At 44.4% G+C, this 14,244-nt stretch carries 11 protein-coding genes; 6 read left to right on the forward strand and 5 right to left on the reverse strand.

The window, feature by feature from the left end; all coding sequences use genetic code 11:
- Positions 1-17 precede the first annotated feature (17 nt).
- On the reverse strand, positions 18-428 hold the full coding sequence (locus tag DKT75_RS15355; protein WP_109824318.1) for a hypothetical protein: 411 nt from the start codon (positions 426-428) through the stop codon (positions 18-20).
- A gap of 358 nt (positions 429-786) precedes the next feature.
- Here DKT75_RS15355 and DKT75_RS15360 point away from each other — a divergent pair, with 358 nt between their 5' ends.
- Complete coding sequence (locus DKT75_RS15360) at positions 787-3,912, forward strand: Ig-like domain-containing protein (protein ID WP_109824319.1); 3,126 nt, start codon at positions 787-789, stop codon at positions 3,910-3,912.
- 210 nt (positions 3,913-4,122) lie between these two features.
- Complete coding sequence (locus tag DKT75_RS15365) at positions 4,123-6,888, forward strand: Ig-like domain-containing protein (protein ID WP_109824320.1); 2,766 nt, start codon at positions 4,123-4,125, stop codon at positions 6,886-6,888.
- Here DKT75_RS15365 and DKT75_RS15370 read toward each other — a convergent pair.
- Positions 6,885-7,841, reverse strand: coding sequence for a nucleoside hydrolase (locus DKT75_RS15370; protein ID WP_109824321.1), 957 nt, complete (start codon positions 7,839-7,841; stop codon positions 6,885-6,887). The two genes, DKT75_RS15365 and DKT75_RS15370, sit on opposite strands and share 4 nt — an antisense overlap.
- Positions 7,834-8,742, reverse strand: coding sequence for a ribokinase (locus DKT75_RS15375; protein ID WP_109824322.1), 909 nt, complete (start codon positions 8,740-8,742; stop codon positions 7,834-7,836). The genes DKT75_RS15370 and DKT75_RS15375 overlap by 8 nt, the downstream gene beginning before the upstream one ends.
- Positions 8,743-8,824: 82 nt before the next feature.
- Between DKT75_RS15375 and DKT75_RS15380 the strand changes: the two genes are divergently transcribed.
- From DKT75_RS15380 to DKT75_RS22395, 3 genes are all read left to right on the forward strand, one after another.
- Positions 8,825-9,661 carry an isopenicillin N synthase family dioxygenase gene (locus tag DKT75_RS15380; protein WP_109824323.1) on the forward strand — a complete coding sequence of 279 codons (837 nt, stop codon included), beginning with the start codon at positions 8,825-8,827 and terminating at the stop codon, positions 9,659-9,661.
- An 83-nt stretch (positions 9,662-9,744) separates the two neighbouring features.
- Positions 9,745-10,218 (forward strand): DsbA family protein, encoded by a 474-nt coding sequence (locus DKT75_RS22390; protein ID WP_109824324.1) that lies wholly within the window; start codon positions 9,745-9,747, stop codon positions 10,216-10,218.
- The gene (locus DKT75_RS22395; RefSeq protein WP_109824325.1) at positions 10,215-10,454 is read left to right on the forward strand and encodes a DsbA family protein; all 240 of its coding nucleotides are present in this window, start codon (positions 10,215-10,217) and stop codon (positions 10,452-10,454) included. Before DKT75_RS22390 ends, DKT75_RS22395 begins: the two co-directional genes overlap by 4 nt.
- On the opposite strand, the gene DKT75_RS15395 is transcribed toward DKT75_RS22395, so the two are convergent.
- Positions 10,447-12,204 (reverse strand): bifunctional protein-serine/threonine kinase/phosphatase, encoded by a 1,758-nt coding sequence (locus DKT75_RS15395; protein WP_109824326.1) that lies wholly within the window; start codon positions 12,202-12,204, stop codon positions 10,447-10,449. The genes DKT75_RS22395 and DKT75_RS15395 overlap by 8 nt on opposite strands.
- Entirely contained in the window at positions 12,194-13,660 is a 1,467-nt protein-coding gene (locus tag DKT75_RS15400; RefSeq protein ID WP_109824327.1) for a NarK family nitrate/nitrite MFS transporter, read from the reverse strand. The genes DKT75_RS15395 and DKT75_RS15400 overlap by 11 nt, the downstream gene beginning before the upstream one ends.
- A 255-nt stretch (positions 13,661-13,915) precedes the next feature.
- On the opposite strand from DKT75_RS15400, the gene DKT75_RS15405 reads away from it, so the two are divergent.
- Positions 13,916-14,194 carry a hypothetical protein gene (locus DKT75_RS15405; protein ID WP_109824328.1) on the forward strand — a complete coding sequence of 93 codons (279 nt, stop codon included), beginning with the start codon at positions 13,916-13,918 and terminating at the stop codon, positions 14,192-14,194.
- Positions 14,195-14,244: the final 50 nt, after the last annotated feature.

The following is a 14,244-nucleotide window of genomic DNA, read 5'->3' on the forward strand; positions in this document are numbered from 1 at the left end:
CCGAGAGTTCAATATTTTCATTGATTACCGCCTAGCGAGAAGTCGCGTCTAGCGGAGGCGATAGTAATTGTGAATCCAGCAATTACGTCGAGAAAGGACATGGTTGTAAGAATGAGGAAGGTTGAGTTCCCGGCCCATTCAAAGATCAGCCATGTCACCATGAAGGCAACTAATACAAAGGTCGACAGTATGTGGTCAATGATCGATACGCTGGAAGTGCGGGTTGACTTAAACAGTTCAATAAAAAGCGCGACCAATCCAAATAAAATAACCATCACAGCTAAGCTTGGTTTCCATAGTATGCCTGAGGGTAAGTTGACTTCAAATACTACATGGTTCAATTCATTAGGAAAGATCCCTACCAAGGCTAGTACGAAATAGCCTATGTAAAAGAAGCCAAAGAGGGGAAAGAAACTTAAAATTGCCATTTAATATACGTCTTATCCATAAAGTATAAATAATGAGTGCCTGCAAGATCACAGCCCACTAGCTGCCCTTGCGTAATTTTCTCCATCGAGTATAGCCGAATCTTCACATTAGCGGCAGGGTTTACCCCAATAAAAATCTTATCGAAATAACATGTCTAAAATCAACGGCATTTAAATTAGGAAGAGTGGCATTAGTTGTATCTATCCGCTGATAGGTGGGAATTCTATTCAGCGATACTTTCTTCATACTTAACTCATGATTTATTGGCTTTATCAATAGGCCATTTATTCGAGCTGCAGAGCGAGGGTTCAGCAGATAGATAAATATTAAAACAATGATACGTATAGAGAAAATATTATGATATCTAAAAATAGAAATAGCTTCAAATGGGTTTATTTGCCTGTTGTTATTAGTTCAGCAGCAATCCTTACTTCTCAGTTAAGTGCGGGTGAATATCAGGCGCAAGATGCGCAGCAAGTACAAAGTATTGGTCATCAATATGTGGGTGGTCGTACACGTATTGGAGTAAGTGTTACAGATGATGGTGATGCAAGTGCAGACATCAATCATGTCTTCTCTGAGACTCAAAATAGTTCTACAAGCGGTGGCTTATGGGCAGGTGTTGAGTTAGACGGTGACGACAAAGGTATCGATGAAGGCGGCGTGCAGATTAATCATAACTGGGTTGCTCGTGACGGTCAGGGTAACGCTACTCATGTAAATAAGGCATTTGCTGCGTACGATCGTAATAGTGAAGATGATGCTAAGGTAACTGTCGGTTACGGACAAGAAAGACAGAGCGGTTTCTGGGAAGGCCATGTAAGTAAGGGGGTATCTGACAAGCGTCTAGTGCAAGCGGCAACCGCGACAACTAAAGCTGTTTACGAGAAGGCTTTTGATTACGGTGTTGGTGCAAGTGTCGGAACACACCTAGCAAGTACAAATACTAAAATCACTGCAGGACTTGATCACCAATGGGGTGATGAGATGGCTTCTGATGAAGACACTGCAATGATGACGACACTTTCAGCAGGTGTTCAGCAGTACTTCCAAGGCACACCTCACAGTGTCGGTCTTAATGTAGCTGCATCCCGCACCAAAGGTGGTTATGACGGTGATGGTGATACAGAAACATCTGCAAACTTAAACTATAACTATGAGTTTGGTGGCGGAAGTATCTACCAGCCAGATCAGCGCTACCGTCGTGTAAGAGTTGAGATTCCGGGTAAAGGTCGTGCAGCGACTTATGCTAAGAAGCCTGTTTACACTAAGCAGCCAATCTACAAAGATCAGCCTGTTTACAAGAACCAGCCTATCTATAAGAAAGAGCCTGTTTATACAAGTAAAACAGTGCGTGTTCCAACGGGTGGAACAATGGCTAAGAGTACAGTTGAGCTAGAAGGCCAAACGTTCTTCAAGCACGGCAGTGCGGTACTTATTCCATCAGCTCAGCAGCGTTTACGTCAAATTTCTGCTGAGATTAGAAAGCATGGTTACAAAGGTAATATTCGTATTACTGGAAACAGCTGTGGTCTACCAGATATGCACCAGGATAAAGTGCTATCTGAGCAGCGCGCATCAGCAGTACGTAACTTTATGATTGCTCAAGGCTTTAATCCTGCTCACCTTCAAGCTCGTGGTTTAGGTGCAACGCATCCTAAGTACTCTGCAGCTGCAGGTCAGGACTTTAAGAACCGTCGTGTAGATATCGAATACGTAACTGAGCGTCAGCAACGTATTAATGGTGGTGGTTTCCGTAACGAAACTAAGCAAGTGCAAAATGGTTTCCGTAACGTAATCACTGGTTACAAGCGTATTCAAACGGGTACTAAGAACGTTCAAGTGGGTGTGCGTAATGTACAGACTGGAACAACAGATATCCTAGTATCTCAAGGTGTCCCTGGTACTCCACGTGTTATCTGGAGAACTGAAGCGATCGCAACAACGCCAGCATGGATTACACGAGCGCTACGTAGTAACTTTGATCACAACCGTTCTGTAGATACTTACCGTACAACAGCAGGTCAGGATGATCTATTTAATACGGATAGTAACTCAGCTCCGACAGCTAATAGTGACTCAGTTACTGTAGGTCAGGGTAAGGGCGCTTACATCAGTGTGCTAGATAACGATAGTGACTCAGAGAGTACAGTAAGTATTCACGAGTTCGGCCAAGGTATGTATGGTTCTGTAACTCAAGACGGTGATCAGCTAATTTACACGGCAAATAGTGATTATGTTGGTAACGACAGTTTCACATACACAATTGTTGATGCAGGTGGTTTGAAGTCTGAAGCAACGGTCTTTGTAACGGTTACAGCTAACTCTACTTCGACGGGTAATACAGCTCCATCAGCAACTAACGACATGGCGTCTACGACAGAAGATCAGAACGTATTGATTGATGTTGTTGCTAATGACACGGATGCTGAAAGTGACGTTAGTATTCAAAGTGTTTCAGCTGCAGGTAATGGTTCAGCTGTTATTGAGAATGGACAGGTACGTTATGCGCCAAACTCTGGATATGTTGGTGTTGACTCATTCACTTACACCATCGTTGATGCAGATGGCTTAACTGATACCGCGACGGTTACAGTAACAGTCAGCGGTAACGGTACTGTTAACACAGCACCTGTTGCACAAGATGATACTGCAACTACAAATGCTGGTGAGGCTGTGACGATTCATGTAACGGGCAATGACTCGGATAATGAAAGCGCATTTAATATCGATAGCTTCGGCCAAGGCAGTAACGGTTCAGTAGTGAACGATAATGGTAAGCTTGTTTATACGCCTAACGCTGATTTCTCGGGTACTGATTCATTCACTTACACGATTATTGATGACAGTGGTTTGACGGCTACAGCAACAGTGACGGTAACGGTTGTTAAAGCTGCTTCAGCAAATAATGCGCCGATCGCACTAGATGACAATGCAAGTACGACCGCTAATAACTCTGTAACAATCAACGTGCTTGGAAATGACTTTGACTATGATGAGGGTGACTTAGCATCACTTAAGAGTCACGCTACAAGTAGTAACAAAGGTGGAACGATTGCTACTGTAAATGGCCAGCTAGTGTATACACCAGCGGCAGGTTTTACTGGAACTGATACCTTCACTTACGTTATCGAAGATAACTACGGCCTTACAAGTACAGCGACAGTAACTGTTGTTGTTTCAGCAGGTGGCGTAGTGTGTAACACAGACTGTACAGTTGCTCACATTGATGACGAACTAACGAGCAAGAACATTGCTGTTACTATCGATGTGTTGGCTAACGATTCAGGTACTGGTCTTAACATCGTTGAAGTAAGCCAAGGCGCTAGCGGCCAAGTTACAATAAGCGGTAACAAGGTTGTTTACACTCCAGCGACTGACTTTGTTGGTAACGATGTGTTTTGGTACAAGATTGTTGATGCAAGTGGTTATGCAACAAGTAACCAAGTAATGGTTTACGTAGTAGATGACTCTAAGAAATAAGTCTTCTGTAAACCTAGCTTAGGCTAAGGATGGCCTCAAAAAAACCGCGACTTGTTCGCGGTTTTTTTGTATCTGTTACTTTTTCATCAAGGGTTCAAGGTGTGCCACTTATCAATAGGAGTCTCCCGCCTACGATGTATTGCATGGCTGTTACAGCGGCTTTTATTTTATACCTAAGTGTTACATATTCTTTATTACTAAGGTGTCTAGATGAAAGCTGAACTGTTAAGCAGGATGTTAGTTTTGCTTCCTCTGCTACTTCCGATGTCTGCGATGGCAGAAAATTCGGAAACGGGTAGTTGGACGGATGTTATTCCAATGGAGATTGTTCCAGTGGCGGTGGCGAACTTGCCGAATGGAAATTTGCTAACTTGGTCAGCAAGAGACCGTTACGCTTTCGGCGGAAACCTCGGACGTACTTACACGTCTATCTTTGACCCCTATAATCTTTCCTCATCCACCGTTGTTGTGAGTAATACGCAGCACGACATGTTTTGTCCTGGTATCAGTAACTTGCCCGATGGGCGTGTGTTGGTGAATGGTGGTTCAGGTAATGATCAAACCAGTCTTTACAACCCTGTTACCGACCTATGGGAGTCGGGCGATAAGATGAATACGGTGCGTGGCTATCAAGGAAACGTAACCTTATCTGATGGTTCAGTGTTTACCGTAGGTGGCTCATGGAGTGGCGCACGGGGTAATAAAAACGCAGAGGTTTGGACCGAAGCGACAGGTTGGGTGGCTTATCCAGAAATAACGGCAGATGAAACAGTACGTGATGGTTCTGAAATAGAGCCACAAGGTAACTATCGTGATGATAACCATGCATGGCTTTGGGCTGCTCCGAATGGGAAGATTTTCCATGCAGGGCCAAGTCAAAACATGCACTGGATTGATCCTGACGGTGAAGTCAAAGTAACAGCCGCTGGCACACGTGGGTCAGACCCTTACTCCATGAATGGCACCACCGTCATGTATGACATTGGTAAAATCCTAAAAGTAGGTGGCGCGCAAGCTTACGGTGGTGGTTTCCTCGGAAGTAAACGCGCGCACATTATCGATATCAACCAAGATACCCCGGCTGTTGAAGAAGTGCAGAACACTGCCTATAACCGAACCTTGCACAGCTCCGTTGTGTTGCCTAACGGTGAAGTGTTTCTTGTTGGCGGTATGAAAAATACCATCATATTCTCCGACCTTGATGCGGTATTGACGCCAGAGCTTTGGAATCCAGAGACAAAAACTTGGAAGCAACTCAGCGCAATGGCGATACCGCGTACTTATCATAGTACGGCGATATTACTTAATGATGGTCGTGTGTTTGTTGGTGGAGGAGGGTTGTGCGGTACATGTACGGTCAATCATCCCGATGCGGAAATTTACTCACCCCCGTATTTGTTTGTTGATGGTACCGATACGCTTGCGACACGCCCTGTGATAAATAGCGCACCAAGCACTGCTAATTACGATAGTTATATCAATGTACTCACTAACTCAGCAGTCACTAACATGTCATTATTACGCGCTAGCTCTGCGACCCACAGCGTAAACAATGAACAGCGTAGAATACCGCTAACGTTTGATACTAATGCGGCAAACAACTACTCCGTAAAAATGCCGTCTCGCAACTTAGCACCTCCGGGTAATTACATGTTATTCGTGATGAATGCAGCGGGAGTGCCAAGTGTGTCTAAAGTTGTTTTAGTCGGTAGCGCAGAAGTTAAGTCTTTAGTGACGGATGGTGATTATTGGTTAGAGTCACCATCATTTGGTGAGCGCCTAACATCTCAAGCAAACAACCAAACGTTAATGGCAGTCGCTGGCACGCAAGATACTCAGAAGTGGAGCATAAGACATTTAGGTGATCGAATTTATACGTTACAAAATGTTGCATCAGGCCGTTACCTTGAAGTTGAAAACTCAGCCTGTGCAAACTTAAGTGTTGTTTCTAGTGCCACGACCGACGTAGGTGACAACCGTCGTTGGGTCATGACACGTAATGGCGACAGTTTTAACTTCCGTCCATTGCACTGCAAAACTCAATCACTTGACCGAGAAGCTGGTCGCGCGGGTGCCGCAGCAATTAGCTATACATTCCAAGCTAACCACACACCTCAACTTTGGAATGTAACGAGTGCTGGAGCGGTAGCCCCTTATCCTGTGGCGATTACTGAAACGGTGAGTACGCCAGTCAATACAGCACTAACGATAGATGTTTTAAGTAATGATATCGGTAGCGGTCTGACAATATCCAGTGTCAATGATTGGACTGAAAATGCAGGTAGAGCATCGGTCGTTAATAATCAAATTAGCTACACACCGGATACAGGCTTTGCAGGTACAGATGCCTTTTGGTATGTGATTGCTGATAGCCAAGGTCGTAGTAATAGTGTCCGAGTTATTGTCGAAGTCACGGGTGAAGGAAGTCCAAACCCAGTTGGTGTTGCAGATAACGCAACGACGCTAATCAATACGACGATTACGATTGATGTATTGGCAAACGATATAGGGTCAGGTTTAACGATTCCAGAGCTAGGCGCTTGGTCGCTTAAAGGTGGCTCGTTGGTGTTGGTGAATAACCAAGTCCAATATTCACCTGCACAAGACTTCACCGGTGAAGACAAGCTTTGGTACAACTTTGCAGACTCACAAGGCCGCACAAACTATGGTGAGGTAACGATTAATGTTGAAGCGTCAACAGATGCCGCTTACCCAGTTGCAGTGAGTGAAACCGTGAATACGCCAACAAATACACCAATCACAATAGACGTATTAGCCAATGATACAGGTCTTGGGTTAAGTATTTTAGAAGTGAATGCTTATGCGGTGAATGGCGGAACAGTAATTCAAAGTGGGAGTCGTTTAATTTACACACCTGCTAGCAATTACTCAGGGCAAGACAGTTTTTGGTACGCCGTTACTGACTCACTTGGTAGAGCAAATGCTATACAGGTGTTTGTAAATGTAGGTAGTTAAACCTTGCTGTTAGCGGTCATGGTGCTTTCATATAAGTCCATGACTGCTTCTGCATTGACGCTCATGCAAACGCTTGAGTCAGAAATATTTTCCCAATGATCAAAAGCATAGTCATAACCCGTACGCTTAAGGATCGTTTGTCCCAATGCAACGCCTTCAGTCGCGACGCGTACTGGGCCAACTTCAACACCAAACAGGCTTGGGTCAATCACGTAGGCAATCGCCGAAGAGTCATGCACATAGCAGCCATCAGCACCACGTGATGCTTTATAAAAGTCAGAATAAAAACGCCCAGCCTTATACAGAAACTCACCGCACATAGGGTTTTTATCGCGAATGTTTGCTTGAACCTGATCTGACATCACCACTTTGTGAGTCACGTCTAAGCCGACCATGTGAACGTGCCAGTCAGCAGTAAATACCTTATCTGCTGCATGAGGGTCGCCTACAATATTAGCTTCTGCCACAGGGGACATATTGCCACCTTCGAGCACTGTGCCACCCATGATCACGACATTCTTAACTAAAGATGCAATTTTTGGTTCTAGTTGCAACGCTAACGCAAGATTACCCAAAGGCCCGATAGCGACCAACGTCACTTCATGTGGGTTTTCCAATACCATCTGAACAATAAATTCAGCAGCTGACGGTTCAATAGCCTCGCCTTTTGGTGCGGGTAAATTAACATTGCCGAAGCCATCTTTACCGTGTACAAAATCAGGGAATGGCAGACCCTTTTGTACCATTGGTTTTGCTACGCCACGCGCAACAGGAATATCATGACCGCTCATTTCAACGAGTCTAAGTGCGTTGTCTGTGGCCATATCGACCGACACATTACCAAAGGTTGTGGTCAGTCCTAAGATCTCTAATTTCGGAGATGCCATCGCAAAAAATATTGCCATTGCATCATCAATGCCGGGATCCGTATCTATAATTATCTTTTCAGGCATCTATAATTCCTTGGTCGATCAATTGCTGAGAGGTCGGGATACTATCAGAAGCACCCAAAGCCTGAACGGTTACTGCTGCCGCCTTGCAGGCAACACTTAGCGCTGTTTCTATATCTTTACCAGTAATGCACTGTTGAACAAAGTAACCAATAAAAGTATCACCCGCAGCAGTTGTGTCAACTGCGACAACACGTTCAGCAGGTTGTTTGATTAAGTTCTCAGCATCCTTATACACTACACCTTGCTTGCCTAGTGTTAGTATGATTTTTAAGTGGGGGTTCTTTTGGTGTAAATACTCGACCAACTCATCCGGTCGATCTTTGCTTAGCGCATCGTTTGCTGCGAACTGTAAGGCTTCTACTTCGTTCATGACCAAGTAATCAACACAGTCTAGCGGGACACTCGCAATATCTGCTGGCATTGGGGCCGGGTTATAAACGACGGTCATGTCATGATCTTTTGCGAGCTTCATGACTTCAGTTGTTAGGTTACATTCGTGTTGTAATAGTAACCAATCATCTCGTTCGGCATTGCTCAAGCATTCTGCGACATTGGAGATCGAGAAGCTTTGGTTGGCACCACCAAATAGCAAAATCGAGTTTTCACCAGCATCACTCACTTGAATAATTGCGTGGCCTGTTGGTTCTTCGACGTGCTCAACGCAGTAAACACCGATACCATCTGCTTGCAGTTTACGAAAAATCCAATCGTCAAAAGAACTAACCCTACCAATGTGCTGAACACTAGCGCCAGCACGTGCGAGTGCGATAGACTGGTTAGCCCCTTTTCCGCCGAGCATCATTTGGTAGTGATCGCTAGCTAGAGTTTCACCTGGTTGTATAAAGCGTGGAACGCGGTAGATATGATCAATGTTAATTGAGCCATAGTTGAATACTTTCATGAAACCTCCTTGTAGCTTAATTAACTCAAAATATCTTATGATAGATAGTAATAATAAATAATGCCAAAAGGATAATGGAATTATGCAAGTTTCAAAAATTGATTGTCGGTCAGATCACGCAGCTAAAAACTTCGTGGAATCTTTACGAAATACGGGCTTTGCTATTTTGCAATTTCATCCTATTGACTCAGATTTAGTATCGCAGGTGTATTCCGATTGGGCACGTTTTTTTTCGAGCGAAGGTAAGCACGAATATCACTTCAACGCGAAGACTCAGGATGGCTTCTTTCCATTCTTGAGTGAAAATGCAAAAGGCGCAAAGGCGAAGGATTTAAAAGAGTTCTATCATTACTACCCTTGGGGTCAGTGCCCTGACTTTTTAGAAGAAGCGACATCGCGTCTTTATAAGCAACTAAATGGCTTAGCCATGTTGTTGCTCGACTGGGTTGAGCAGGAAAGTCCTGAGGCCATTCGTAAAAACTACTCTATGCGCTTGAGTGATATGGTTAACCCAAGCGATGGCACGCTAATGCGTATTTTGAATTACCCAGCAATGAAGGGTGATGAAGTACCCAGTGCCATTCGTGCAGCAGCGCATGAAGACATTAACTTACTGACTTGCTTAGTGGCGAGTACTGAGCCAGGTCTTCAGGTTAAAGACTTGGACGGTAACTGGCATGATGTAGATTGTGATCCGGGCAGTATTGCAGTCAATGTGGGTGATATGTTACAGATGTGTTCGGATAACTACTTCCCATCGACGACCCATCGAGTGATCAACCCTGATACGGGTACTGAAAATAAGGCGCGTTTGTCGATTCCTTTATTCTTGCACCCACGACCAGAAGTGGTACTTTCTGATGATCACACGGCAGGAACATTCTTATTGCAGCGTCTAAAAGAAATAGGTTTGAAGTAAGTCTTTTTTGTTAGAATATTGTGCAACCAATACGTCTTTATAAACGTCTAGATATAAGTCCAATAATTTATTAGGTCATAATAATGAGCATAAAAAAACAACAGCGAGAGATTCGTGCACAAAAACAAGCAGAAGCTGAGAAAAAGGCTAATCAAAAAGCTAAGTTAATGCGCTTTACATTACTAGGTGTTGCTGGTTTTGCAGTTGCTTTAATACTGTTTACAGCCTTCCGTAGCGTCACGATGGCACCGCCAAGTGTGACAGAGATTGTTGCTAGTGATCATGTTAAAGGTAACCCGGATGCGCCTTTAACGATTGTCGAATACTCTGACCTTCAGTGTCCGGCTTGTCGTGCGCAACACGAGTCGATCCAGAAAGTGTGGGCACCAATTAAAGGTAGCGTCCGTTTTGTTTATCGCCACTTCCCATTAACTAACATTCACCCGCATGCCTTAACGGCAGCGTATTACTCTGAAGCGGCGGCAAAGCAGGATAAGTTTTGGGAAATGCATGACTTAATGTTTGCCACTCAAACAATTTGGAGCGGTACTAAATGATCGAACCCGTGTTTGATGGTTTTGTAACGCAGCTTGGACTTGATGTTGCTCAGTTTGAGAAAGACTTAGCGTCAGACGAAGTGCGTGCCAAGGTTGCGACCGATGCACAGAGTGCAAAGAAAGCTCAAGCAGCATCAACACCCAGTTTATTCTTAAACGGTAAGTTGATGACAAACGTGCGTGGCCCTGAGCAATTCAAAGAAGCCATTCGCGAAGCGCTGAAGACTGTTAAGTAAAGTATGTAACCCACTGCGTAATGACAATGATTAGGAGCAGCGCGCTAGTCACTTGCCAGAAGCGTAGTGGGTTTCGTTCGATGAGTGGCACAGATTTAGCCGACGCTATTAATGTTGAGCTAGGTTTGCGTAAGTCAGCTTGAAACTCCGACATCACTTGATAACGATATAAAGGATTGGGCGCGAGCGCTTTCTTTAATACGGTATCTACCCAGCTTGGAATATTCTCTGGCGGCTTGGCCAGTTTAAGTATCGACTGATACTCCCACTTGCCAAACTGTTTAGGGTAGTCACGGGTAGACTTAATCGCATTATAAGGTAGCTTGCCGGTAATCATTTCATAGATGATCGTAGCCACTGAAAACAAGTCCGATCCAGAGTCAACTACGTTGTGAATGATGTACTCAGGTGCAATATAATTCGTATCCCCAAGCGGTAGCTCGTCTATTTTAACCGGTGTAATTTCTTCGATACCGGTGATTTTCATCGTTCCAAAATCGATCAGTTTCACTACACCATCGCGGTTGATGATGAAGTTTTCTGGCTTCAGGTCACGATGTACCATTTTAGCCCGATGCAACGCTCGCACGGGAATGATCATCGCATCTAACAAGCTTCGTACTTTATCTAACGCGGGTTGTGGGTGGTCTATCATCCACTGGCGGAGCGTTTGACCTTCCACATATTCACAGACGTTATATAAAAACTGGCTGCCTTCTGGTGGTGGGAATATCTGCATAACTTGCGGATGCGATAGCTTGCGGCCAATCCATTGCTCACGGGCAAAGGCTTCTAAGTAATCGGTATCATCTGAGAAGTTTAGCGATGGCATTTTTAAAACACGTAGTTCATCAGTGTGCTTATCACGTGCTAAGTAAACGTGACTACGAGTACCACTGTGTAACACTTGCGTGATTTCAAATTGATCAATTTTTTGTCCAACGCTTAATGCAGGTGGGATCTTAAGTGTATCAAGGTGCTTGTATAACTCATCAACACGCTCGATAGGTAGGGAAGTGACGTCGACAATTAGACAGCTGATGTTGTCATTACTGCCTGCTTCTAGGGCGACATTCCCGATATGGGTAGCGACTTCTTCTAAGCTACTACCTTTTTGGCTAGCCAGTTCAGTCAGGTCTTTGTGATTGAGTGTGTCATGCACACCATCGGTCGTCAGAAGGAAGCGGTCTCCTACTTGTACTTTGAGCGACTTATAGTCGAGGTCTAAGTGCCGCTCAATACCAAGGGCTCGGGTCAAATAACTTTCACCACCGCCTTGGTAAGAATGATCTTGTGTTAATAGCTCCAGCTCATTATTTCGAAGTAAGTAAATACGACTATCACCGGCATGAAGCAAGTGTGCGGTATGTGACTTTATAATGAGTGAACTAAAGGTTGTTATCCAACCGTCTGATTTGGTGCTACTGCTATGGCCTTGCTGGTACAGCCATGAATTGATTGAGCCAATGACTTTTGCCGCAGACTGTTGGACGTTCCAAAAGTCGGGCGTACTGTAATAGTCAGACATGAAGTTGGTTACAGCCGTTTGGCTAGCAAGCTGCGCATGTGAGCTACAGCTGACACCATCGGCAATACATGCGACGGCCCCTTTGTACTTACGAACGGATGTTTCGGTCGGTAACATCGCAGTAAAGGCGTCCTCATTGGACGCTTTTACACCTGCGACAGAATAGCCGCCAAAATTAAGGTGCAGCTTAGCTGCACCTTTTTCGTCTTGATTAGGTAACATTAATTAATTGTACATTACCTTGCTCATCAACTTCAGTCATATGACCCTCTGGCTCTTCTAAAAATAGCAGCGCCACAAAGCCAAGTACTGCAGTAGCAGCGATAACTAAGAAGAACGTTGAAGGCTCAACCATTGCGAAGATAGTTAAGTAAACAACCGCACCTACGTTACCGTAAGCACCTGTCATACCTGCAATCTGTCCCGTCAAACGTCGTTTGATAAGCGGCACAACAGCAAATACTGCACCTTCACCGGCTTGCACAAAGAATGAACACGCCATCGCTGCAACAACCGCTAACCATAGTGGCCACTCGCTGCCTACCAATGACATTACATAGTAACCAACCGCAAGACCCGCCGTTAGAATAAGCAACGTAGGACGACGACCAAAACGGTCAGAAATCCATCCGCCACCTGGGCGCGACATAAGGTTCATGAAGGCATAAGCCGACGCAACCATACCCGCTTTAACGGGGTCTAGTGTGAATGTATCCGCAAAGAATAATGGAAGCATTGATACAACCGCAAGCTCAGAACCAAACGTTGCGAAGTACAAAATGTTAAGTACTGCAACTTGTTTGAATTTGTAACGATGCGCTTCAGGTACTTCTTCTGTTAGGACTTTCTTATTCGCAGAATAAGCGCGGTAAGAGTCATAGAAAAACAGGATAGTAAGGAATATGTAGATACCCACAGCCGCTGTTGGAGAAATAAGGCCTGTGCTTGCAGAGGCTAATTTCCATGCTAGTAACGCCAGTGCCGCATACAATGGGATTTTCATGAATATAAGGAAGTATAGGTCGCCCTTACTGGTCACTTCCATCGCACCTGGGTGCTTAGGTTTGAAGTAAGTCGCGCCTTTCGGTGTGTCTTCTACATTGAAGTAGAAGATAAAACTGAAGACAAAACACAGTGCACCAGTTGCCATGATTGCGTAACGCCAGCCGTCTTCGCCACCAAACCATAGTGCGATTGTTGGCAGTAGGAATGCCGCAGCAGCAGAACCAAAGTTACCCCAACCGCCGTAAATACCTTCTGCAGTACCCAGCTCATTAGCTGGGAACCACTCACTCACTAAGCGGATACCGACAACGAAACCTGCACCGACAAAGCCTAATAAGAAACGTGCGATCGCTGCTTGCTCAAAGTTATCTGCCAAAGCAAACATCAAACAAGGAATTGCACTTAAAAAGAGCAGACCCGAATAAATCTTTCGAGGCCCGAAGGAGTCAGTGAGCATTCCGACTATAATTCGTGCAGGAATTGCCAGTGAAACGTTTAGCAGTAGCAGTGTCTTAATCTCAGCGTTGCTAAGGTTAAGTGATTGAGCAATTGCTTGGAGCATTGGCGCTAAGTTAAACCAAACCACGAAAGTGATAAAGAAAGCCATCCAGCTTAGGTGAAGAGTTTTCATTTTTCCGCTGAAGGCGAAAATATTGAAACGTTCAGTAGACATTATGTCTCCAGTTTTTAAATAGTGAGGAATGTTTATTTATAAAGCAAAAATCAAGCCACTTTATTAATATGGAGTTAAGCTGTTGTTTTAACTGTGTTTAAAAAAATAACCAAATGAAATATCATGGTGCTGCCTGTCCATAATGATGCGTAGCGCACCGATTTGGTTCTTTGTTTGAGTTTTTGATAAGTCCACGAGAGTGTGGTTTACTTTGGTGCTTCGTACATTGATCCATATCGACACTACAGGCAGACAATGAAACAGTTTTTTCGCAGCGTTTTTGCAAGCATCTTAGTTATTTTCGAAAAAGGCACAGAGCCATATCACTATAAACCGTTAAATCGCACTATTTTAAATGTGATGGGTGTGTTGTTTTCAGGCTTAGCTATCGTAGTTGCTTTTATGGTGCCTGCTGGTGGTGGCTTTAGTTACATGTTGCCCGTGGTTGTTTTCTTGGGGCTTGGAGTGACGTGCTTAGTTGTCGGTATATTGGGTAACGAGCGAGCAGTTTGCAAAATTTGGGGCAATCGATAACTGGGACTGTGACGTATTGTGTTCTATGATAGCGGGACCCCAAATACTGA

Source organism: Leucothrix arctica (assembly GCF_003172895.1).
Classification (GTDB): Bacteria; Pseudomonadota; Gammaproteobacteria; order Thiotrichales; family Thiotrichaceae; genus Leucothrix; species Leucothrix arctica.